The sequence below is a fragment of the Polynucleobacter sp. MWH-UH24A genome (genome assembly GCF_018687475.1).
GTDB lineage: Bacteria > Pseudomonadota > Gammaproteobacteria > Burkholderiales > Burkholderiaceae > Polynucleobacter.
This window is the reverse complement of record NZ_CP061292.1, coordinates 1,704,254-1,726,543: the sequence shown is the minus strand read 5'-3', so window position 1 is coordinate 1,726,543 and position 22,290 is coordinate 1,704,254. Positions and strand designations below refer to the sequence as shown.

Here is a 22,290-nt window from a genome sequence, read left to right as displayed (position 1 = left end):
ATCAATGCCTTAATGCGCTTTACTTTGCAACATAGGAAAGCCTAGTTGTTCACGTGACTCGTAATACGCTTGCGCAACTAAGCGCGACAGATTACGAATACGACCAATATAGGCAGCGCGTTCCGTTACGGAGATAGCCCCACGGGCATCGAGAAGATTAAAGGTATGAGCTGCTTTTAAAACCATTTCATACGCAGGTAGTGCAAGCGCTTGCTCCATTAAGCGCTTTGCTTCACTCTCGTAATGATTAAAGTTTGCAAACAGAAAGTCTGTATTGGAGTGTTCGAAGTTATAGCGTGACTGCTCTACTTCATTTTGGTGATACACATCACCATAGCTTACGCCCTCTGTCCAGACCAGATCAAACACATTGGAGCAGTTTTGCAAGTACATCGCTAAGCGTTCTATTCCGTAGGTAATTTCACCCAATACCGGTTTGCAATCCAAGCCACCCACTTGCTGAAAATACGTAAACTGAGTCACTTCCATACCATTGAGCCAAACCTCCCAGCCAAGGCCCCACGCCCCTAAGGTTGGGTTCTCCCAGTCGTCTTCCACGAAACGAATATCGTTTTGCTTTAGATCAAGCCCCAAGGCTTTTAAAGAGCCCAAATACAAATCCAAAATATTGGCAGGCGCTGGTTTTAAAACCACTTGGTATTGATAGTAATGCTGTAAACGATTTGGGTTTTCACCATAACGACCATCTTTGGGACGTCTTGAGGGCTGAACATAGGCTGCTTTCCATGGTTCAGGACCAATCGCTCTTAAAAAAGTGGCTGTATGCGAGGTGCCGGCCCCAACTTCGAGATCGATGGGCTGTAACAGCGCACAACCTTGTTGGTCCCAATAATCTTGAAGTTTGAGAATAATTTGTTGAAACGTTAGCATGCGACACAATGATTTTTTAGATAAGACCTTGATTTTACTCGGCAAACCAAGGACTCGTTAAAAAATCAGTTCGGTTGCGATCTACGCCAATAACCAATCCCCAGAGCAAAAACAACCCAGATCAAAATCGGCCAGTTGCCCCAGATCACATAAGGCGTCTGTCCTTCAAAGGCTTGCACTCGAATATCAAGTTCGCCTTGAACAAATTGCGAAAGGCTTGCTACAACTCGGCCGCGCTGATCAATCAGGGCGGTGATCCCGGTATTGGTAGCACGTAAACTGGGTAGACCGGTTTCGAGAGAGCGTAATTGGGAGAGGCGCAGTTGCTGCATGGGGGCTTGCGATTGGCCAAACCAAGCCAAGTTCGTAACGTTCACTAAAAGATTAACTGGTTCTCGGCTATTACGAATTCGGGTGGCGATTTCGTTGCCAAAAATATCTTCATAGCAAATTGAGATGGCCGCATAAAGCGGACGATCTGGATTGGAGCGGGGGCGAATCAAAAATGGCGCCTGATTAATCGATCCTCTTGCAAAATTACCTAATGGGACTTTAAATGCATCGATAAACCATTGAAAACCGGGGGGGACGAACTCACCAAAAGGGACTAGGTGATGTTTGTCGTAGCGATAAACGGATTTGTGACTCGAAAAACCGCTGACCCGATTGGAATATTGAAAAGACCCGTCATTTTTGGATATTTTTCCAATTAAACCAAGAAGCACATGACTATCGGTTTCATTAGTAAATTCTTGGATCCGCTCAATCGACTGATCAGGTATATCTGGCTCTGGCCATTCAAATGCGGTCTCAGGAGCAATGATTAAATCAGCCGGAGCTTTAATAATTTGATCCCGATAAAAATGGATTTGTTTCAGGATGTCAGCGGGATTAAATTTGAGGCTTTGTTCAAAGTTCCCCTGAATCAATCGCACTGAGATGGGCAAGTCTTTGGGGCTGGTGAACGACCAAATTCCCAAAACCTGGACAATTGCAACCGCTCCCACTACGGCAGCGATATTTCGTAGTCGGGGCTGACTCAATTGTGAGGCGGCCCAGATAAACAAGAAGGTACAAGCTAGGCCACCGAAGTAGGGTGCGATATGTGCAAATGGACCATTCACTTGCGACTCGGCAAAGCCCATCCATGGAAAGCCAGTAAACATCTGACCTCGTAAATATTCAGTGAGTACCCACGCCGCAGGAATCGCCAGGGATCGCCACGCAGAATCATTGACTTGCTTTGCAAGCATATTGGCTAATCCAAAATAGACTGCCATTAGACTGGCTAGGGCAAGAACAGCAAGGCTTGATAACCATACTGCCATTCCACCGACATCGTGCAGGCTAATAAAAATCCACCAAAGAGCAGGCACAAAATAACCCAGACCAAGTAAGAATCCATCGCGAAATACTTGGCCCAATCTTGATTCACTGCTTCGATCTAATAGGTATAGAGCGTAAGCAAATAAAGGAATTTGAAAGTAACCACTAAAGGGAAGCTCACTCGCGACCGCTAAAAGAACCCCTAAAAAAACAAGTAAGGCACTGTAAATAATCGGATTGGCCTGTCGACTACTTTGCAATTACGATTCGGTAGCAGAAGCGTTAGATGGTGCAATGCGACGCATCAAAAGAATATGCACTTGACGGGGGTCGGCACGCTGCACTTCAAATTCAAAACCATCAATACGAACCCGCTCGCCAAATTTTGGAACTCGACCTAAATGCTGAATCACCAGCCCAGCCACGGTTTCTACGTCCTCTGCTGAAAAGTCCGTCTTTAGCTCTTCATTAAGCTGCTCAAGCTCGGTCATGCCTTTGATTCGATAATCACCATTTTTTAAGACGGTGATGTTGTCAGATTCCTCATCGATGTCATGCTCATCCTCGATGTCGCCAACAATTTGCTCAATCACATCTTCAATCGTAATCATTCCAGCCACGCCACTGTACTCGTCAACCACAATGGCCAGATGATTGCGATTATTACGAAAGTCTTTGAGAAGGACGCTTAAGCGTTTTGATTCAGGAATAAAAACAGCCGGCCGTAGCCAGTCACGAATTTGAAAATCTTTTTCTGTGAAATGCCGTAAGAGATCTTTGGCTAACAGAATGCCGATGACTTGATCGCGATGACCCTCATAGACTGGGAAGCGCGAATGACCTGTTTTGACGACATCTGCAATGATTTGTGCCAGAGGTGCATTGATATCAATCCAGTCAATTTGGGCCCGAGGCAACAACACATCGCGAGCGGATAATTCGCCAACCTGAAATACTCCCTCGATCATGGAAAGCGCATCGGCATCCATGAGCCCATCGGCTTGGGCTTCACGAAGCGTTTCAATCAGCTCTTTACGCTGCGCTTTTGGATCAGAAGACTGGTCAGAAAAAAACGCGCTTAGGCGATCAATTAGACTATTTGACATAAATTAATAGACAGCATAAAACATTTTTATGACAGTCAATCACAAGGTTCATTTTTAGTAGGGATTTGGATAACCAAGTGATTGTAAGATTTTGATCTCAAGTGCTTCCATGCGGCTGGCATCCTTTGGCTTTAAATGATCATAGCCTTTCGCATGCAAGCAGCCATGAATCAAAAGATGGGCTAGGTGTGCCACGAGTGACTTTTGTTGCTCTTTAGCTTCTGCGCGCAGAATTGGTAAACACAAAACAATGTCTGCTTCAATCGATTTCCCTTGTGTTGGGTAGGAAAAGGTGAGGACATTGGTGGGCTTATCAAAGCCCCGAAAAAATAAATTAAGGTCATAAGCCTCAGCTTTATTCACAAAACGAATCGTAAGTGTTGCATTATTTTGAAAACAGGCTCCAACCCATTTACGGATTTGCGCCATGCTCACAATAGCTAAAACCTGGTTTTGTAAGGCTTGCGTAGCAAACTGAAGATCAAGGCTAAGGGTTCGGCGCATTAATCAATTTAGACCAAAGAATGAACAATTTCACCGCGTAGGGTGTGCTTTAGAACCTCGGTGACTTTAACCTCGAGCATCTGCCCAATCCATTGATCGACTGCACTTCGATCAGAATCACCCTCAGGAATGATGATATTAACCACGCGATTGTTCTCGGTACGTCCTAGAAGGTGTGCGTTATCCCGCGTTAAGCCCTCAATTAACACCCGCTCCTGATTACCAAGCATGGCCTGACTGACTGTGAGTGCTTGAGAATCAATTTGGGCAATTAAACGTTGCAAACGTTTTAACTTCATTTCATAGGGCGTGTCGTCTTCCAGATTGGCTGCGGGAGTGCCAGGTCTAGGGCTAAAGATGAATGAGTAGCTGTTATCAAACTGAAGTTCAGTCACCATATCGATTAGCTTTTCAAAGTCAGCTTCTGTCTCACCTGGAAAGCCTACAATGAAATCGCTCGAGAGTGAGAGCTTGGGCCGCACAGAGCGCATTTTACGAATAATGCTTTTGAACTCTAAGCTCGTATAGCCCCGCTTCATCGCCGACAAAATTTTATCCGAGGCGTGCTGCACTGGAAGGTGTAGATGACTGACTAACTGGGGGACGCGATCATAAACATCAATGAGGCGCTGAGTAAATTCTTTGGGGTGACTGGTGGTAAATCGAATGCGCTCTAGACCTGGGATCTCAGACATGTACTCAAGGAGCAAGGCAAAATCAGCAATCTCAGATGATTGGCCCATGCGACCACGATAGGCATTGACGTTTTGCCCTAAAAGGGTGATCTCTTTAACGCCCTGCTCGGTCAGACCCACAATTTCGGTGAGGACATCTTCAAAGGGGCGAGATACCTCCTCCCCACGGGTATACGGCACTACACAGTAGCTGCAATATTTGGAACAACCTTCCATGATGGAAACAAAGGCGGAGCCTTTGGTCTGACGTGAGCGGGGCAGGTGATCAAATTTTTCAATTTCTGGAAATGAGATATCCACTTGCGATTGACCGGTAGCGAGTCGCTGGTCAATCAGTTTTGGTAAGCGGTGCAGGGTTTGTGGGCCAAAGACAAAATCCACATGCGGGGCACGATTAATGATCTGCTTGCCTTCTTGGCTGGCGACGCAACCGCCTACGCCAATTAAAAGATCGGGTTTTAGCTGCTTTAACTCCCTTAGACGCCCCAAATCAGAGAACACCTTTTCTTGGGCTTTCTCCCGAATGGAGCAGGTATTGAGCAAGATGACATCGGCATCGTCGATTTCATCGGTTTGATCCATGCCTTGGGTGGAATGAAGGACATCGGCCATTTTTTCCGAGTCATACTCATTCATTTGGCAGCCAAATGTCTTGATATAGAGCTTTTTCATACGCCGATCTCAGGTTTATAACTGGGGGCAAGGCTTCTATTGTAGGCGATTCTCAAGCATCTTAGGCCCTTGAAATCGGTCAAGACGCCCCAACATATAAAAAGTTCAAAAAAAGATCTAAAAAGGACTTATTGATGAGTACAGTAAAAGAAACCCTTGGTTTTCAGGCCGAAGTAAAACAGCTTTTGCAGTTGATGATCCATTCCTTGTATTCGAACAAGGAAATCTTTTTGCGAGAGTTGATTTCAAACGCCTCGGATGCCGCTGATAAGTTACGCTTTGAGGCGATGACCCATTCTGACTGGTATGAGTCAGACCCCGAGTTAAAAATCAAAATCAGCTTCAATAAAGAGGCTAGAACCATCACGATTAGTGATAACGGAATCGGCATGAGCCGTGATGAGGTGATTGCTAATTTGGGAACCATTGCGCGATCGGGCACGAAAGAGTTTTTTACAAAACTCTCGGGTGATCAGCAAAAGGATGCGGCCCTAATTGGTCAGTTTGGCGTTGGTTTCTATTCAGCATTCATCGTAGCTGACAACATCATCGTGGAAACACGACGTGCCGGCTTACCCGCATCCGAGGGTGTGCGTTGGGAATCCCAGGGTGCTGGAGAGTTCACGATTGAAACCATCAATCGTCCTGAGCGTGGCACTTCGATCACTTTACACTTGCGCGAAGGTGAAGATGAGTTACTGTCTTCTTGGAAATTGAAATCCATCATTCGCAAATACTCGGATCATATTTCTTTGCCAATCCAAATGCATAAAGAGGAATGGGACGAAGAAAAAAAAGAGCAGGTCACAAAAGATGAGTTTGAGACCATCAATCAAGCCACTGCCCTGTGGGCCAGACCAAAGTCGGAGATTACTGATGAGCAGTACAAAGAGTTCTATAAACACATCTCCCATGACTTTGAGGACCCATTAACGTATTCGCATAATCGGGTTGAAGGGCGCAGTGAATTCACCCAGCTCTTATTCATTCCAAAGAAAGCCAACTTTGATCTCTGGGATCGCAACAAGCGCAATGGCATCAAGCTTTACGTTAAACGCGTTTTTATCATGGACGATGCCGAGCAGCTCATGCCAATGTACCTTCGTTTTGTCACTGGCGTGATTGACTCTGCTGATTTACCACTCAATGTCTCACGCGAAATCTTACAAGAATCACGTGATGTTAAAAGTATCCGAGAGAGTTCAACCAAGCGGGTTTTAACCATGCTCGAGGAATTGGCTAATAGTGAGGATGTTGCTAAAAAAGAGCAGTACGCTGATTTTTGGAAGGAGTTTGGTCAGGTCCTTAAAGAGGGGATCGGCGAGGATGTGGGCAATCAAGAGCGGATCGCAAAACTTGCACGCTTTGCCAGTACGCACAGCGATTCTTCCGAGCAAACCGTAACTCTTGCCGATTACGTCAGTCGTATGAAAGAGGGGCAAGATAAGATTTATTACGTCACTGGGGAATCCTATATTGCTGCCAAAAACAGCCCCCATTTGGAAATCTTTAAGAAAAAAGGCGTAGAAGTTTTATTGCTATCCGATCGGGTTGATGAATGGCTGTTGTCCTATTTCCATGAGTTTGACGGTAAAGCCTTGGTATCCGTTGCAAAAGGTGGCCTTGATCTCGGTGCCTTGGCCGATGAAGCTGAGAAAAAAGAACAAAAAGAAACCGAAGAGCAATATAAAGATCTCATTGAGCGCATGAAAAAATCACTCGATGGCAAGGTGAAGGATGTGCGTGTCACCTTACGTTTGACGGATTCACCTGCGTGTTTAGTCGCCGATGAGCATGAACTTTCTGCGAACCTATTGCGGATGCTCAAGGCTGCGGGTCAGCAAGCACCGGATAGCAAACCGATCTTAGAAATTAATCCACAACACCCCTTAGTTCTAAAACTAAAATACGAGGATAAGCAATTTGACGATTGGGCAACGATTTTGTTTGATCAGGCATTGCTTGCGGAAGGGGGTCAGTTACAAGATCCCGCTGGATATGTAAAACGGATTAATCAAATGCTACTGGCATAAGGATTGGTTATGAGAGCAGTGGTATCTCGATTTGGTAGCGGTCATTTTCAGCAGGCCCTTGAAGTCGGCTATGATCATTTTGTCTCCGATATTGATGAGGCGAAGGGCGGTAATTCTTCAGGCCCATCGCCCCATGAGTATCTGGGTGCTGCTTTAGCTGCCTGCACAGGCATGACCCTCAAAATGTACGCCCAGAGAAAATCGTGGGATCTGCAAGATGCAATCGTAACCGTGGATATTGAGCGAGTGAACGACATCGAAAAATTTAAACGCTCCATCAAGCTGGTGGGCGTGGTAGACGTGGAACAATCACAACGTCTACTGGAGATTGCCAATAAGTGCCCTGTTCATAAGGCACTTACTGGCACGATTGAAATTAATACTGAATTACTTTGAGCCCGATGAGGAGCTACTGGAGTTGGTAGAGCTTGCTTTACCAGCTTGATAGCCTTTGTTGTATTGGGCTTGCTTGTCTTTCTCATACATGTCATACACATAGCCAGAGGCTGCACCAACTGCTGCGCCACCCACCGCACCCCAAATTGGGTTGCTATGGAAAATCGCAGCACCGACTGCGCCTGCGGTTGCGCCAATTGCGCCACCCGATAAAGTACGCTGCTGAGTAGTGTCCATATTGGAGCAACCACTGATTAGCAATGCTGAACCAAGAATAATGGGAATAAATTTTTTCATGATCACGTTCTCCTAAAGAAATGACTATTTGCCACAGGGGTAGCGGCCAGCAAGATATCGAAGTGCGCTATCTGCTGCAGGGGTATTGGCGAACTGCTGATTTTGCTTAGCCCAATTGACGTAATCAGCGATTACGCTATCGATCGGAGGGGCAGGTTGCTTTAAACAAATGAAAGGTTTTGCATTGGTGGGATGGCGTGTCACTAAATAGGTGTCGTAAATCGCCGTTGAGTAACCAACACAAAATGAGCGGTATTCCGAGCTGGCGGGCAATTGACAGTACTTCACGAGCTCTTGCGTACTTAGGGCTTGATTTTGGGCCATTGTTGGCGAACTCAAAGCAAGGCCAAATCCCAGCAATAAAAACAGTTTTTTCATTATTAGTCCTTTAAAAAAGCAAAATTGCACCACATGGGTGCAAATTGATGAATCAATTGCCCCACTACAAAACATAATACTCAAAACTAATTAATAAAAGTAGGGGTATTACATGGATGCAATGAAATCTGGGGCAGATGTCCTATTCATTTTGCTGGGCGCAATTATGGTGTTGGCGATGCATGCCGGTTTTGCATTTTTAGAGCTTGGTACCGTTCGTAAGAAAAATCAAGTCAATGCCCTAATTAAGATTTTGGTGGATTTTTCAGTATCTACCATCGCCTATTTCTTTATTGGGTACAGCATCGCTTACGGTGTTCATTTTTTCTCCAGCGCTGAACTGCTCGCTCAGAAAAGTGGCTTTGATCTCGTTAAATTTTTCTTCTTACTGACATTTGCTGCTGCAATTCCAGCCATCATTTCCGGTGGAATCGCAGAGCGTGCCAAATTTAATCCTCAATTAATTGCTACTTTTGTGATTGTTGGTTTTGTGTACCCATTTTTTGAAGGCATTACATGGAATCAGCATTATGGAATTCAAGCTTGGATTAAAGAGCTGACCGGTGATGAATTCCATGATTTTGCTGGCTCAATCGTAGTTCATGCGGTTGGTGGTTGGTTGGCTTTGCCAGCGATCTTGTTATTGGGTGCGCGACGTGGGCGATATTCGAAAGAGGGTCAAATTGCAGCACATCCACCCTCAAGCATTCCATTTTTAGCATTAGGCGCTTGGATCCTAACAGTCGGTTGGTTTGGATTTAATGTGATGAGTGCGCAAACCATTGATAAAGTGAGCGGTTTAGTTGCCCTGAACTCTCTAATGGCCATGGTTGGTGGCACTCTTGCAGCATGGTTTGTAGGGCGCAATGATCCAGGATTTTCCTACAATGGACCGTTAGCAGGATTAGTGGCGGTCTGTGCCGGCTCCGATTTAATGCATCCACTGGGTGCGCTCATCGTCGGATTAGTTGCCGGTGCCTTATTTGTTTATATGTTCACTAAAGTACAAAATCGTTGGAAGATCGATGATGTGCTGGGCGTTTGGCCGCTGCACGGCTTATGTGGTTTATGGGGCGGAATCGCAGCAGGAATCTTTGGCAGCACTGCGTTAGGCGGACTTGGTGGAGTCAATGTCCTTGCCCAAACGATCGGGAGTGCATTGGGGGTGACGATTGCACTGCTTGGTGGTTTCCTGGTTTACGGTCTTCTTAAAGTAACGGTTGGAATTCGGATGTCTCAAGAAGATGAATACGACGGCGCTGACCTGAGTATTCATAAAATCTCTGCTACCCCGGATCGTGACTCTAATTGGTAGCCCAGACTCTCTATAATTAGGGCATGGCAATTTATGAGTTAGATGGGATATCTCCAGAATTAGGCGAAGGCGCCTGGGTGGCGGACTCTGCCGAGGTGATTGGGCGTGTTCATCTCGGCAAAAATGCCAATGTCTGGCCACGTGTGGTGATTCGGGGCGATAACGAGCCGATTCGGATTGGGGCTGGCACCAATGTTCAAGATTCTGCAGTTTTGCATTCTGACTATGGGTGGCCGCTCACTTTGGGCGAGAACGTATCGATTGGTCACCAGGCTATGGTGCACGGGTGTACGATTGGTGATGGTAGCCTGATTGGAATTAACGCGATTGTCCTTAACGGTGCCAAGATTGGCAAAAATTGCTTGGTTGGTGCTGGTGCGTTAGTCACAGAAGGAAAAGAATTCCCGGACGGTTCTTTAATTATTGGATCGCCTGCAAAAGCAGTCAAATCATTAAGTCCAGAGCAAATTGCTGAGATGAATCGCATCTCCTCGCATTACGTAGAGAACGCTGCACGTTACCGCAAAACCCTCAAGAAAATTTCCTAGGTTTTCATTGCTTCACGTTCTTAACGTCATTATTCCGATCTTTGCCCTAATCTTGGCAGGATATATTTGTGGCAAAACGGGTAAATTAAGTCCAAACGCATCGACCGAAATCAATCGGTTTGTCGTGTGGCTTGCATTGCCTGCGCAAATGTTTGACTTTACTGCGCACAGTAATTGGCAAGAGCTTTGGCAACCAGGATTCATTATTGCGTTTAGCTCGGGTGCGATCTTAGTCTACTTAGCACTCCTGATTTATTACCGAATTCAGACCAAAGATTGGACCGTTGCTAGCTTTCAAAGCCTGAGTGGCTCGTATGCGAACACTGGGTATATGGGCATTCCGCTACTACTACTCGCTTTTGGTGAGAGCGGCCTTGGACCCGCTGTGATTGCAACCTTGATTGTGGTGTGCGCACTCTTTGCGGTAGCCATTATTTTTATTGAGCTTGGTGTGCACGCCAAAAAGCCGTTTGGTGAAATTATTCAAACGGTTGGAAAATCCTTAGCCACCAATCCTCTATTGGTAGCGCCGTTTTGTGGGGCTCTTTGGGCGACAACTGGTTTAGAGCTCTATGGACCACTGCGCCAGTTTGTCAGTTTTTTAGGAGCCGCAGCTAGTCCTTGTGCATTAGTTTCAATTGGATTATTTTTAGTTCAAAAAACTGCCGCACCCGTAAAGACCACTTGGAGTCTGGTGTTTGTAAAACTGATCTTGCAACCATTCATTGTTTGGGTGGTGGCTGATCCGATCTTAGGATTGCCAACATTTTGGGTCTATGCGGCTGTCTTGGTGAGTGCTTTACCAACAGGCACAGGCCCATTCATGCTAGCTCAATATTACCGAGCTGACGGTTCCCTGATCTCACGTGTCGTATTAATTACTACCCTAGGCTCTTTATTCACGCTATCGATTTTGGTGTGGTGGATGACCCCTAGCTAGGCTCTGGATTTTTTCCTTCTGCATCCACTTGGTACTCCCAAGAGGCATTGATAAACGCGGGGAGCTGCATGCAATTCTGCGTAATGCGGTGCAAGGTCGGATAGCCACTAAAACTAATCTTGGCATCGAAGGCATTAAAGACTTGCGGTACTAAAAAAACGTCAGCAATCGTTGGTTGATCGCCATAGCAAAATTGACCAACGCGAGGATCTTTTGAAAGCCGTTTTTCAAGGCTAGCGAGCCCCTTATCGACCCAATGGTTGTACCAGGTTAAACGCTGTTCATCACTAATTCCGAGTTTTCCAACGAGATACCGTAGAACCCGAAGATTGTTGATCGGATGAATATCCGCAGCGATATCTTGAGCCAAACCACGAACCCACGCTCGATCCTCGATCTTGCTTGGCAATAAGGCTGGTTTAGGATATTTTTCCTCGAGGAATTCAATGATCGCTAATGACTGGTGCAGAGTAATTCCCGCATCAATATAGAGCGGTACTAAACCATTTGGGTTTAGAGCTTGATAGGATTCCTGGAGCTGCTCACCACCGCCCTTGCGAAGGTGAACCGGAATTACCTCATATTCAATCCCTTTGAGATTGAGTGCAATCCGCACCCGAAAGGCAGCGGAGCTACGCCAAAAGCTATATAGAGTTGGTTTCATTAGAACGATGCTACCGCACCATCGCTTCTTGGATCCCAGCCACCTTTGAGGATGCCTGATGGCTCGCGAATAATGCAACCCGCGTGTCCAACCGTTTCATCAAGCTCAGCCAAGATCTCAATGTCATGACCCATGTCGCGAAGCTGTTGAACTAGCGCTGGATCAAAACGGGATTCCAATTTCAGCGTATCACTAGTTTGCCCCCACGTGCGTCCTAATAGCCAACGAGGACGGCTAATCGCATCTTGTGGATCGAGTCCATAAATGGCAGTTCGCGTAAATACTGCGCACTGGGTTTGTGGTTGTCCATCACCACCCATCGTTCCGTAAACCATGGACCGACCATCTTTAAATAATGCAAGAGCAGGATTTAAGGTATGAAATGGTTTGCGGTAAGGCAGAAGGGTATTGAGTGCGTTTGGATCTAATGAAAAGCTACAACCGCGGTTTTGCCAGTTAATGCCTGATTTTGGTAAAACAATTCCGGAGCCGAACTCATGATAAATACTTTGAATGAAGGAGACGCACCGGCCCTCGCCATCGATTACGCCCATCCAAATGGTGTCTGCGGGTCCTCGACCGGCGCCCCAGGGCAGAGCACGTTGACGATCTACTTGATTGGCGAGTGTTTTTAAAAAGCTGGGCGATAAAAATTCTTGGGCATGCTTTTGCATATAGGCAGGATCCGTAATATGTTGATCGCGGATCTTGAACGCCTGTTTGGTAGCCTCCACACAATGATGAACATATTCAGGGCTGTCAACTGCAAATTGCTTGAGTTTGAGTTGATCCAAAATGCCTAGAATCATTAGTGATACTACCCCTTGGGTTGGAGGCGTCATGTTGAATACATCTGCCAAACTGTGCGCTAGGTGTAGGGGGTTAATCAATTTTGCTTGGTGGCGTTGCAGATCATCAAGGCGCAGTGGACTGCCCAACTGTTTAAGCTCTTTTGCGATTAGCTCTGCGAGCTCTCCACGGTAATAATCATTGGTCCCTTTTTTGGCGATTTGACGTAAGGTATTCGCAAGTCGCTTTTGATAAAACACGCTGCCAGTCGCTGGAGACTTACCTTTTACTAAGAAGGTTTCTGAGAATCCAGGTTGGGGACTCAGCTCAACCCGTTTTTTCTCAGTGAGGGCAGATTGACTATGGGTGACTGGAACACCATGCTCAGCATAATGAATCGCATCCTCGAGTAAACGGGACAAGGGTAATCTGCCACCCAAGCTCTTTTTGGAAAGATCAAAGGCTGCTCCCCATCCTGAAATGGTGCCTGCAACCGTATTCGCTGCGACTGGTCCGCGAAATGGAATAGCTCCCGTGATTCCTTGCTCTTGATACCACGAGCGAGTAGCCAAACCAGCGGCACCGCCGCAGGCGTCGATGCCACCCATTGCTTTACCAGGCGCATGAATCACCCAAAAAGAGTCACCACCAATTGAGTTCATATGTGGATAAACAACCGCAATGGTGGCAGCTGCAGAAATCATAGCCTCAAGGGCATTACCTCCTTCGCGCAAGACAGCAAGCGCTGATTGAGAAGCGAGCGAGTGGGGCGCAACGGCCATTCCACGGATACCCCATTTTGGTTGCATAGCAATATCTTCCTTATGAAAAGTTTAAAAACGTTCACCAATATCGATCATATTTGCACTATGTTAGGGAATTTACTTAAATCACCCTTAATTGTTTGTTGTAAATTGATTTGTCAGTAAATTTTCAAACACAATTTCTTTAATTTACTTATAAAGGATGTAACGGTTTGATTTTCTTGACCTAAGTCATATTTATTAAATTGTTTGATCAGTAGTCTTTTCTCACAAAACTCACAAAGGAGAACATGTATGAGTAATTCCAGACGTAAATTCTTAGGCACCAGTTTGGGTGCAGGCGTTGCTGGCGCGGCTCTTGCTGCGCCTGCCATTGTAAAGGCTCAGTCAGCACAAACGTTTAATTGGAAAATGACCAGTGCCTATCCGAAAGGCGCGCCGTTTTATATGGATGGTCCAGGCAGCGCTACTGATTTAGCTAAACGTATTCTGGAAATGTCGGGCGGTCGTTTGAAGATTCAGGTCTTTGGAGCTGGTGAATTGATTCCAGCTTTTGAGGGGTTTGATGCGGTACGCGCAGGTACCGTTGAAATGAATCACGCCAATAGTTATTTCTGGACCGGTAAAACATTTGCTGCTCAGTACTTCACCGCTGTACCTTTTGGTTTGAACTTCCAGGGGATGAACGGCTGGTTCTACGACGGCGGTGGTATTGATTTATGGAATGAGGTTTATAACCCATTCGGTATGGTGGCCATGCCTTGCGGTAATACTGGCGTACAGATGACTGGTTGGTTTAAGAAAAAAATTAATTCAGTTGCCGATCTGAAGGGCTTGAAAATGCGTATTCCTGGCTTGGCAGGCAAGGTTTATGCCAAATTAGGCGTTGACGTTAAGGTTCTTCCAGGTGGAGAGATTTTTCCAGCACTCGAGCGCGGTGTGATCGATGCAGCTGAGTTCGTCGGCCCATTCCAGGACCGTCGCCTTGGTTTACAAAAGGCTGCGAAGTTTTACTACACCACAGGCTGGCACGAACCTGCAACCACATCTGAGTTACTGATTAATAAAGCCGCCTGGATGAAGTTGCCCAAAGATTTGCAAGAGGTTGTGAAGAATGCCTCAGCCGCTTGTAATGTGATTGGTGAGGCCTGGTGTCAGAAAAATAATGCCGATGCGATGGAAGATTTGGTCAAGAATCAAGGCGTTCAAGCTTTGCCTTTACCAGACTCCGTAGTCAAAGCAATGCGTGAAGAGACCACGAAGATATTAAATGAAGAGGCAGCCAAGGATCCGATGACGAAGAAAGTCCACGATTCTTATTTCGCATACAAGAAAAAATACGATGCGTGGGCTGCTTACAGTGAAGCAACTTATCACAGTAAAGTTCGCGGTTAATTTATACGTAAAGGTTTCAAATGCAGAAAGCATCGATTGTTATTGCTGAACGCATTGAAAGCGTAATTGATTTGTTTGGCAAGGTAGCCTCATGGCTTACCTTGTCAATCGTTCTTTTAATCGTTATCAATGTGATTTTGCGCTACAGCATGAGCTTAGGCTCAGTTTGGGCACAAGAACTGGAATGGCATTTATTAGCAGCCATGATTCTCTTTGGAATAAGCTTTTCATTATTACGCGGCGACAATGTCCGCGTTGACTTGTTCTATGCCAACTACACGCCCCAGAAAAAATACATGGTTGATTTGGCCTCGGCGATTTTGACCATCATTATTGCGGTCTTTTTTGTCAAACTCTCCATCAATTATGTTGGTCAATCGTTTTCGATTGGAGAAAAATCTCCTGATCCTGGCGGTATTCCTATGCGATGGCTCGTAAAGTCTTTAATACCCATCGGATTTTCTTTACTGGCTTTGCAAGGGTTAGCAGAGATGTTGCGAGTCATTATGAATCGCCCTGTTTCAGGAGGTCAAAAGCATGTTTGATCCAGAAATCATTGCGTTTTTGATGTTGGGCGGCTTTTTTGCCATGCTCATGATTGGCGTACCTGTTGCCATTTCTTTAGCAACTGTTGGTTTTGTATTTGGCTTTATTGGCTTTGGTGATAACTTATTTAATCTATTGCCCGCCCGAATATTCGGGGTTGCCGCAGGCTATCAGTGGCTGGCTATCCCCTTATTTATCTTTATGGGAATCATGCTCGAGAAATCAGGGCTTGCTGATGATTTGCTCGATGTAATTGGTCATCTAGCCGGGGGCGTAAAGGGCGGCATGGCCGTTGGCATCATTCTCTTTGGCGCCTTGATGGGTGCTACCACCGGAATTGTGGGTGCCACCATCATTACGTTAGGCCTGCTAACTTTGCCGACCTTGTTACGTCGAGGCTATGACAAAGGTATTGCTTGCGGCACGATTATGGCGTCCGGAACCTTGGGTCAAATTATTCCTCCCAGTTTGATCCTCATTTTGCTCTCGGATATTTTGCAGTTATCGGTTGGCACTTTATTTGCAGCTGCAGTCATGCCTGGCTTGTTACTCACATTGGTCTATATCATTTATCTCCTCATTCGGGGATGGATGAAACCCGAACTCATGCCGCCGATTCCGATTGAGGAACGTAGCAAAGTCTCAGGCAAAGAGCTTTGGGTTCGATTCTGGAAAGTGGTTGTGCCGCCCATTATGTTGGTAGTCGCTGTATTGGGGTCAATTGTGGGAGGCGTTGCTGCGCCTACCGAGGCAGCAGCGATGGGATCATTCGGATCAATTTTGGTCACCATATTCTCTGGACGATTTACCTGGGCGCGCTTAAAGGCTGTGATGATCGATACCACCAAGATTAGCGCACTCATGATGTTCATTTTGATTTGTGCCCAAGTCTTTTCTTTGGCCTTTAGGGGTCTCAATGGCGAAGAGCTGATTGCCAAACTATTTAATGTTGTACCAGGTGGACTCAATAGTGATATTTGGTTGATGCTGTTGCTAATTTTTGTCTTGGGATTCTTCTTAGAGTGGATTGAAATTAGCTATATTGCCGTTCCATTATTTATGCCAATTTTGTTATCTCAAGGCGCTGATCCGGTTTGGGTAGCCATGATGATCACGGTGTGTTTGCAATCCTCCTTCTTAACCCCTCCATTTGGTTGGGCTCTCTTTTATCTCAAAGGAGTTGCGCCACCCGAGGTATTAATTAAACATCTTTATAAAGGAGCTATACCGTTCATTGCGATGCAGGGCGTGACACTATACTTAGTGTTCCAGTTCCCTCAAATCTCGCTATGGTTGCCTAAGTTAATTGGATGGTAAAAAAGTAATTAGTATTGAATCACTCTCATACTCGGGCCCTGCGCCCGAGCGGGAGCTTTGTACCGATTGCGGAATTTCACGTTCCTCAGACCCAAAGCGTTGCGGTCGAGCCTGTCAGTTCATCGATCCTCAATACGAATCTCTTGAACAAGCAATTCATGGAAAAGCGCGAGCATTCAGCGGCGATCAACTCTTCTTTGGGGTCTATCGCAAGATGTACCGCGCAAGTATGCGTGAGCCACTAGCCGGAGCGCAGTGGACCGGAATTACCACTTCGATTGCTAATCAACTCCTAAAAAATGATTTAGTTGATGCCATTTTGACCATGGCACCGGATCCGGATGATCGTTGGCGACCAATGCCCGTCCTAATCACAGATCCTCAAGAGCTCGAACAAGCGCGAGGCATGCGAATGGGCTACGCACCACTCCTAGCGCTTCTTGATGTAGCAAGAGAGCGAAACTACCAACGGCTAGGGGTCATTGGAATCCCGTGTCAGGTCTACGCCTTAAGAGCGTTAGAAAAAGAGTTAAGCCTAAAGAAACTCTATGTGATTGGTACACCGTGTTCAGATAACACCAGTACCGAGAACTTTCATGAGTTTTTGCAACTGATTGATGAGAGCCCAGAAGAAATCACGTATTTAGAGTTCAGGGCCGACTACCATGTGGAGTTGCGTTATCGAGATGGACGAAATAAAACAATTCCATTTTTGATGCTGCCACTATCCAAACTTAGACCCGATTTTTTCCCATTGACGTGCAGAACCTGCGTGGATTACACCAATGCTCTTTCGGATATCACGGTTGGATATATGGGTGGTTCTGGGGAGCAATGGTTAATTGTGCGTAATCAACAGGGGGAAGAGTTACTCAATCTGTTGGGCAATCAAATACAACTTACTGAACCAGAGAGTGCTGGTAATCGCGCAAGCCCTGTTAAAGGGTTTATGAAAAACGTTGAGTTAGCTGCTGGTGGTTTACCACTGCGTCAAATGCCCAATTGGTTAAGACCGATCGTCGGGTGGCTCATGCCCAAGATTGGACCTCGAGGGTTGGAGTTCGCAAGAGCTCGCGTTGAGATGAAGGCGATTGAAACGATATTGCACCTACGCAGAGAAATGCCAAAGAAGATGAAAAACATGGTGCCCAATCATGTTTGGCAACTGGTCAAGCCCTATGGCTTAGAAGTAATGTCAAACGAAACAAAGGACGAAACCACAATTAAAACTAAAGAGAAATAACAAACAGAGCAATGATTAAGAGGTTGAGGATGCCAAAAATAATGAAGACAGGTTTGTAAATATATTTGCGCTTAACCGCTTCATCGCGCTCTCGTTGTGTTTTTGGATCCATAACAAACTATTTTTTGGGTTTAGTGGAAAAGGCACCGAACAAAATTAAGATTGCAATCACAATACCAATTAGATCTTTATCCCGAATGTACATATAAAAGCCTAAACCAAGGGCAACAAACCCAAAGATCATCCACCACGTTCTAGAAATCATCGATATACCTTACCAATAAACGATCCAAAAACAAAGCCCCCAGACAAGCTGAGGGCAGAATTTGGTGGCGAATCAGGGATTTGAACCCCGGACCTGCGGATTATGATTCCGTCGCTCTAACCAGCTGAGCTAATTCGCCGAATTGAGGATTATAAAGTAAAAGGCCTTAAGAGCCAGCCAAGCTCAAACTGGGGAATATCTCATTCGTGAGGTTTGGGGATATGTCGTTTTAAACGACACTACAAACCAATGGTGTATATGGCTAAGACTATGGTGCTTGATACTGCCTGGAATGGCTTCAAATTAGCAAATCTCGCAATCCCGCACAGTGGCATATGCTACCCTGATTTAGCTGTCCTTCAGAATACAGGTTACTTTGGATAATTTATTTATATTCTTTGTAATTTGGGATCATGGGCGCCACTCCTCAATTTACAAATCCATATCCACCGATACTCAAGATTGAATATATTGAATTGCAACCAAAATAATTAGGGGAAGTCCTTTAAACATACACCAGCCCCTTTTCAAATTGAGATGCTGTTAGCAAGACTCCTGGAGTCTTGCCAATAAGCGTTTAGTTAAGTGGAACGCCCTGAGTAGGTCGACCCTCCAAGGTCCAAAGATATAAAGATCCATCATAAAGTTTGGTGGACTTATTGCCAACCAATTCCGACATCACAAACCATGGGCCAGACGCTAAATGTCCGCTATTACAGTAACTAATAGCAGGCTCATTTGGTTTGATGCCATTGGCCTTTAGTAAAGCCTCATACGTGTTGGGCTTCAAGAAATATAAAGCTCCATCGCTTGATCGTGTCATCAGCTCGGGGGCAAAGGCTTGTGCTCCAGCAATATGGCCATACGTCTTCACATAATCACGTTTCGTAATCCCTAAAAACTGGGCCGGACTTCTGCCATCTACCAATTGGGTTTTGCCAGTTTTCGAAGCGTTTGCAACATCATCAGAACTAGCAATAAGCTCACTTCGATATGCTTTTGCAGTCCAGTTTCCTGCAGCCGCTTTAGAAGGGGTCACTGTAAATGGTCGGCCTTGAGCTAACCAGCCAGCCATACCCCCATCCAACACAGCAATATTGTCTTCGCCATAAATCTTGAGCTGCCAATACACCCTTAACGCTTCATCAATGTCTGAAACATCTTGACCGGCGGGTACCAAAATGATCGGTTTACCTTGATTGATGCCAGCCTGTTGTAATAACTTCTCAAAATCGGCTTTCTCGGGAACCAAATACTTGAGTTTTCGACCATCAACCATACGCTCTGCGCGTACATTTTTAAAGTTAACTACATTGGCATCTGGAATACGTCCCCCAACTTCTACCACCATCTTTTTTCCAGTCTTCTTGTCAGTTTCAAACTCAGGCTCACGCGTGAATGACTTCACATCACTTCGCACTTCAAGGATTTGAACTTGTGCACTGTGGTTAGCCAGCCAATTTGCATCCACTATTGGGCCTGGAACGGTTAATGCCATTAGCCATTGACTAGTTCCCAATAAGATGGCTGTTAATAAATACTTTATTTTCTTCATGATTACTCCTCCTTATTGAAGATTATTAATTGGACTGGATAAGTCATCCAATAAATGAATCTGGCGTTGCGATAGAACATGAATGGATTGATCATTTAAAACAGATGCCATTGACTTGGTCTGGCTTGCTAGTTGATTGAGTCGCCGATCCCGCTCTTCAATTAATTGCTCAATCTCATCACGGTATAGGGTGATTAACGACTGAATCCAGCTGGCTAACGTATCTATGGAATTTCCTGATTCAATCTTGAAATGAGCAAGTGCATCACGTAAAGATTCAGCTGAGCCCATCGTCTCACCAGTAACCCACTGGTTTGTTGTAAATAAGCGCACCGGCAGTCCTTTTGAGTCTAAGGCAATGGCTATTAAGTGCATAAATTGCTCACTTTGCGTTGGGCTTCGTTTAAAAAGGTGAAAGTGTCCATGCTCCGTGTCCGACATTTCGTCTACCTTGTGGGCATGGTAGTAAGCCTCGTAACCAGTGCCCACATCAACCAAATCATGACTCGGATAATGCTGCCACTCCCTAAATATGCGGTCCTGACCCATTAATACTTGGGGGATCGTTAAGCCCCTCTGAGCAAAATCGGTCAGGATATCTAATGCATTTTTTGCATGCATTTCGACATTCTTCATTGGCCAAGCTTTTTCCAAAGAGACTCGCCTCGGTTGCTGATTCATGGTCACGATCACTGGGGCTTGCGTTTTTTAGGTCCGCAGGGATTCGATGGGCCACATGGATTGCTGCTTTTTTTCTTCGTGGGGCCACATGGATTTTTCTGCTCAGCTGCCGTTTTATTTCCAGCGCCAGCCTCGGCCGACTGAGCCATGGGTGCGCCGGCTAATCCCGATAGCAACACGGCAAGAGCAACGACTGATGATTTTTTTGACATAAGATTTCCTTTCGTTATTTAATTTTTTTGAGCGCAGCCATTCATGGCATCTTGGGAGCTAATCGGACCCGAGGATTTCCTCTCCATCCAACCTCCCATTAAAAAGACACCGATTGCCATCAATATCAAAGCTGCATTCACATAGAGTGGTGAAACATGAATAAGCTCAGGCAAGGTATTAACGCTGTTTAGCTCTCCCAAGCTAGTCAAGAATTCAATCTGCGGAAAGGCCCATGCAAATCCCCAAGTACCAAGAATTAGGCCAATCAGAAATAATGCGGCGTCTAAGCGTCCTGACACAAAACCAACCAATGATGTCCCTGGACAGTAGCCACCAATTGCAAATCCTGCTCCCACCAGAGCTCCGCCGAGAGCCGCTGCCCCTAAAAATGCGGGCGGAATGAACAGTTCATCGCCCTGAACGATTCCAACTCCCTCAAGAAGCATTAAACCTACTGCTGCAAACACGATGGCTGTGAACATCACCTTGAAAACAGACCAATCGGTTAAACGAAACTGCGCAGTTAATTTACATGGGCTACCAAAACCTGCTCGCTCCAATACCCAGCCAAATCCAGCGCCCAATATCAATCCTGAAATGATGGTTCCCATCATGCCTCCTCCTTCATCAACCGACTTGCTATTAAACCGACAGCAAAAAAGGTAATTAAAAATACAAATCCTGCTAAGGAAAGCGTTGCAGCTCCTGAAAGGCCCATACCGCTCGTACAGCCTGCGGCGACTCGGGCCCCAAAGCCTGCCAATATGCCGCCAACTAAGGCAGTGACTGGTCGTTTAGCACCCCCTAAGAATCGCTTGCCATCCAACTGAAGTCGCATCCGCCCTGCGAGCCAGGCTGATACCAATGCACCAATTGCGACCCCAATAACCTGCCAAGTGATCCAGGCACTCAATGGCTTGCCGTCTTCAACCATGCCGCCAAGATACTCATTAGCCTCGGTTGCAATCGGAGCCAAATTCATACCAAACCAGGCAGTTAATCGGGTTGTAAATCCAGTAGCTCCTAGACCATGGCCTGTGATGACGAATGTTGCTAGTAGAACAACCCCGAGGGCAATCCCCGCTACCAGTGGATTCCAGTATGGCAGCGGGACCTGAGCTGGTTTAGCTTGATTCACATTGACTCCTTGCGCTTAGTTAATAAAATATTTAAATACATTATATATAATAATATATTAATAGTCTGCTTGAAGATTTGGATTCGATTTGATATAAATCAAAAAAAGAGGCTCAAAATGCTAATTCAATGTCCAAGCTGTAATCAACGTAACCGTCTAGCCAGTAACAAAGTTGGGAGCAAACCTATTTGCGGTAGCTGCCAGCATGACCTGCTCTCAGCCCCAATCGAGGCGAATGCGGGCGACTTTGGGGATTTAATTCATCAAACTCAGATACCAGTTTTAGTTGATTTCTGGGCACCATGGTGCGGTCCTTGCAAAATGTTTGCGCCCACCTTTGCCCAGCTTGCCAAGAAATACACCAATCAAGTTTTGTTTGTGAAAGTCAATACCGAGGAAGAACAAGGTATTGCCGCTCAGTTTGGGATTCGGTCTATCCCCACCCTCGCTTTTTTTAAAGGTGGTCAAGAAATTAATCGCCTTAGTGGCGCATTAGGACTTGGTGAATTGGATCGTTATATCCAACAACAATTAATAACTGTTGAGAGCTCAAGCTGACAATAAGCAACATTGCCTTTACTGCAAAGAAAATTGTCGTTTTAAACGACATTTTGCTCTA

At 45.7% G+C, this 22,290-nt stretch carries 25 protein-coding genes and 1 tRNA gene; 10 read left to right on the top strand and 16 right to left on the bottom strand.

Features of this window, described 5'->3' with window-relative positions:
* Window positions 1-9 precede the first annotated feature (9 nt).
* From glyQ to miaB, 5 genes are all read right to left on the bottom strand, one after another.
* The gene (gene glyQ / locus ICV32_RS09025) at window positions 10-891 is read right to left on the bottom strand and encodes a glycine--tRNA ligase subunit alpha (RefSeq protein WP_215370245.1); all 882 of its coding nucleotides are present in this window, start codon (window positions 889-891) and stop codon (window positions 10-12) included.
* A 65-nt stretch (window positions 892-956) separates the two neighbouring features.
* Window positions 957-2,477: an apolipoprotein N-acyltransferase gene (lnt, locus tag ICV32_RS09020; RefSeq protein WP_215370243.1), complete on the bottom strand. Its 1,521-nt coding sequence runs from the start codon at window positions 2,475-2,477 to the stop codon at window positions 957-959.
* Window positions 2,478-3,323: an HlyC/CorC family transporter gene (locus tag ICV32_RS09015; RefSeq protein WP_215370240.1), complete on the bottom strand. Its 846-nt coding sequence runs from the start codon at window positions 3,321-3,323 to the stop codon at window positions 2,478-2,480.
* Window positions 3,324-3,377: 54 nt separating this feature from the next.
* Window positions 3,378-3,827, bottom strand: coding sequence for an rRNA maturation RNase YbeY (gene ybeY, locus ICV32_RS09010; RefSeq protein ID WP_215370237.1), 450 nt, complete (start codon window positions 3,825-3,827; stop codon window positions 3,378-3,380).
* Between the two features lie 8 nt (window positions 3,828-3,835).
* Window positions 3,836-5,194 carry a tRNA (N6-isopentenyl adenosine(37)-C2)-methylthiotransferase MiaB gene (gene miaB, locus ICV32_RS09005; protein WP_215370235.1) on the bottom strand — a complete coding sequence of 453 codons (1,359 nt, stop codon included), beginning with the start codon at window positions 5,192-5,194 and terminating at the stop codon, window positions 3,836-3,838.
* 134 nt (window positions 5,195-5,328) lie between these two features.
* Here miaB and htpG point away from each other — a divergent pair, with 134 nt between their 5' ends.
* Together htpG and ICV32_RS08995 are read left to right on the top strand one after the other, a co-directional pair.
* On the top strand, window positions 5,329-7,227 hold the full coding sequence (gene htpG / locus ICV32_RS09000; RefSeq protein ID WP_215370232.1) for a molecular chaperone HtpG: 1,899 nt from the start codon (window positions 5,329-5,331) through the stop codon (window positions 7,225-7,227).
* Window positions 7,228-7,236: 9 nt separating this feature from the next.
* A complete protein-coding gene (locus tag ICV32_RS08995; protein WP_215370230.1) occupies window positions 7,237-7,623 on the top strand; it encodes an OsmC family protein in 387 nt (128 codons plus the stop codon).
* Here ICV32_RS08995 and ICV32_RS08990 read toward each other — a convergent pair.
* Together ICV32_RS08990 and ICV32_RS08985 are read right to left on the bottom strand one after the other, a co-directional pair.
* Window positions 7,615-7,920, bottom strand: a complete 306-nt coding sequence (locus tag ICV32_RS08990; RefSeq protein WP_251371846.1) for a glycine zipper domain-containing protein — start codon at window positions 7,918-7,920, stop codon at window positions 7,615-7,617. The genes ICV32_RS08995 and ICV32_RS08990 overlap by 9 nt on opposite strands.
* A 24-nt stretch (window positions 7,921-7,944) precedes the next feature.
* A complete protein-coding gene (locus ICV32_RS08985; protein WP_215370227.1) occupies window positions 7,945-8,298 on the bottom strand; it encodes a Rap1a/Tai family immunity protein in 354 nt (117 codons plus the stop codon).
* A 112-nt stretch (window positions 8,299-8,410) separates the two neighbouring features.
* Here ICV32_RS08985 and ICV32_RS08980 point away from each other — a divergent pair, with 112 nt between their 5' ends.
* From ICV32_RS08980 to ICV32_RS08970, 3 genes are read left to right on the top strand one after another with little or no spacing between them, the layout of a single operon-like run.
* Complete coding sequence (locus ICV32_RS08980; RefSeq protein WP_215370224.1) at window positions 8,411-9,613, top strand: ammonium transporter; 1,203 nt, start codon at window positions 8,411-8,413, stop codon at window positions 9,611-9,613.
* Window positions 9,614-9,636: 23 nt separating this feature from the next.
* Window positions 9,637-10,161 (top strand): gamma carbonic anhydrase family protein, encoded by a 525-nt coding sequence (locus ICV32_RS08975; protein WP_215370222.1) that lies wholly within the window; start codon window positions 9,637-9,639, stop codon window positions 10,159-10,161.
* 7 nt (window positions 10,162-10,168) lie between these two features.
* Window positions 10,169-11,101, top strand: coding sequence for an AEC family transporter (locus tag ICV32_RS08970; protein ID WP_215370219.1), 933 nt, complete (start codon window positions 10,169-10,171; stop codon window positions 11,099-11,101).
* On the opposite strand, the gene maiA is transcribed toward ICV32_RS08970, so the two are convergent.
* A complete protein-coding gene (maiA, locus tag ICV32_RS08965) occupies window positions 11,094-11,765 on the bottom strand; it encodes a maleylacetoacetate isomerase (RefSeq protein ID WP_215370217.1) in 672 nt (223 codons plus the stop codon). The two genes, ICV32_RS08970 and maiA, sit on opposite strands and share 8 nt — an antisense overlap.
* Window positions 11,765-13,363: a gamma-glutamyltransferase family protein gene (locus ICV32_RS08960; protein WP_215370214.1), complete on the bottom strand. Its 1,599-nt coding sequence runs from the start codon at window positions 13,361-13,363 to the stop codon at window positions 11,765-11,767. The genes maiA and ICV32_RS08960 overlap by 1 nt, the downstream gene beginning before the upstream one ends.
* A gap of 249 nt (window positions 13,364-13,612) precedes the next feature.
* On the opposite strand from ICV32_RS08960, the gene ICV32_RS08955 reads away from it, so the two are divergent.
* The 4 genes from ICV32_RS08955 to ICV32_RS08940 are packed head-to-tail and all read left to right on the top strand — an operon-like array spanning window position 13,613 to window position 17,819.
* The gene (locus ICV32_RS08955; RefSeq protein WP_215370211.1) at window positions 13,613-14,713 is read left to right on the top strand and encodes a TRAP transporter substrate-binding protein; all 1,101 of its coding nucleotides are present in this window, start codon (window positions 13,613-13,615) and stop codon (window positions 14,711-14,713) included.
* 20 nt (window positions 14,714-14,733) lie between these two features.
* Window positions 14,734-15,258 carry a TRAP transporter small permease subunit gene (locus tag ICV32_RS08950; RefSeq protein ID WP_215370209.1) on the top strand — a complete coding sequence of 175 codons (525 nt, stop codon included), beginning with the start codon at window positions 14,734-14,736 and terminating at the stop codon, window positions 15,256-15,258.
* On the top strand, window positions 15,251-16,576 hold the full coding sequence (locus tag ICV32_RS08945) for a TRAP transporter large permease subunit (RefSeq protein WP_215370206.1): 1,326 nt from the start codon (window positions 15,251-15,253) through the stop codon (window positions 16,574-16,576). Before ICV32_RS08950 ends, ICV32_RS08945 begins: the two co-directional genes overlap by 8 nt.
* A complete protein-coding gene (locus ICV32_RS08940; RefSeq protein WP_251371845.1) occupies window positions 16,566-17,819 on the top strand; it encodes a Coenzyme F420 hydrogenase/dehydrogenase, beta subunit C-terminal domain in 1,254 nt (417 codons plus the stop codon). The genes ICV32_RS08945 and ICV32_RS08940 overlap by 11 nt, the downstream gene beginning before the upstream one ends.
* A 118-nt stretch (window positions 17,820-17,937) precedes the next feature.
* Here ICV32_RS08940 and ICV32_RS08935 read toward each other — a convergent pair whose 3' ends face one another.
* The 7 genes from ICV32_RS08935 to ICV32_RS08905 all read right to left on the bottom strand — a co-directional run bounded on the left by ICV32_RS08935 (window position 17,938) and on the right by ICV32_RS08905 (window position 21,671).
* The gene (locus tag ICV32_RS08935; RefSeq protein WP_215370203.1) at window positions 17,938-18,084 is read right to left on the bottom strand and encodes a hypothetical protein; all 147 of its coding nucleotides are present in this window, start codon (window positions 18,082-18,084) and stop codon (window positions 17,938-17,940) included.
* 62 nt (window positions 18,085-18,146) lie between these two features.
* Window positions 18,147-18,223, bottom strand: a tRNA-Met gene (locus tag ICV32_RS08930).
* A 438-nt stretch (window positions 18,224-18,661) separates the two neighbouring features.
* Complete coding sequence (locus ICV32_RS08925; protein WP_215370200.1) at window positions 18,662-19,639, bottom strand: sulfurtransferase; 978 nt, start codon at window positions 19,637-19,639, stop codon at window positions 18,662-18,664.
* 12 nt (window positions 19,640-19,651) lie between these two features.
* The gene (locus tag ICV32_RS08920; protein WP_215370197.1) at window positions 19,652-20,320 is read right to left on the bottom strand and encodes a hypothetical protein; all 669 of its coding nucleotides are present in this window, start codon (window positions 20,318-20,320) and stop codon (window positions 19,652-19,654) included.
* A gap of 8 nt (window positions 20,321-20,328) precedes the next feature.
* Entirely contained in the window at window positions 20,329-20,532 is a 204-nt protein-coding gene (locus tag ICV32_RS08915; protein ID WP_215370194.1) for a hypothetical protein, read from the bottom strand.
* An 18-nt stretch (window positions 20,533-20,550) separates the two neighbouring features.
* The gene (locus ICV32_RS08910) at window positions 20,551-21,147 is read right to left on the bottom strand and encodes a YeeE/YedE thiosulfate transporter family protein (protein ID WP_215370191.1); all 597 of its coding nucleotides are present in this window, start codon (window positions 21,145-21,147) and stop codon (window positions 20,551-20,553) included.
* Window positions 21,144-21,671, bottom strand: coding sequence for a YeeE/YedE thiosulfate transporter family protein (locus ICV32_RS08905; RefSeq protein WP_215370188.1), 528 nt, complete (start codon window positions 21,669-21,671; stop codon window positions 21,144-21,146). The genes ICV32_RS08910 and ICV32_RS08905 overlap by 4 nt, the downstream gene beginning before the upstream one ends.
* Window positions 21,672-21,788: 117 nt before the next feature.
* On the opposite strand from ICV32_RS08905, the gene trxC reads away from it, so the two are divergent.
* Complete coding sequence (gene trxC, locus ICV32_RS08900) at window positions 21,789-22,229, top strand: thioredoxin TrxC (RefSeq protein WP_215370185.1); 441 nt, start codon at window positions 21,789-21,791, stop codon at window positions 22,227-22,229.
* Window positions 22,230-22,290: the final 61 nt, after the last annotated feature.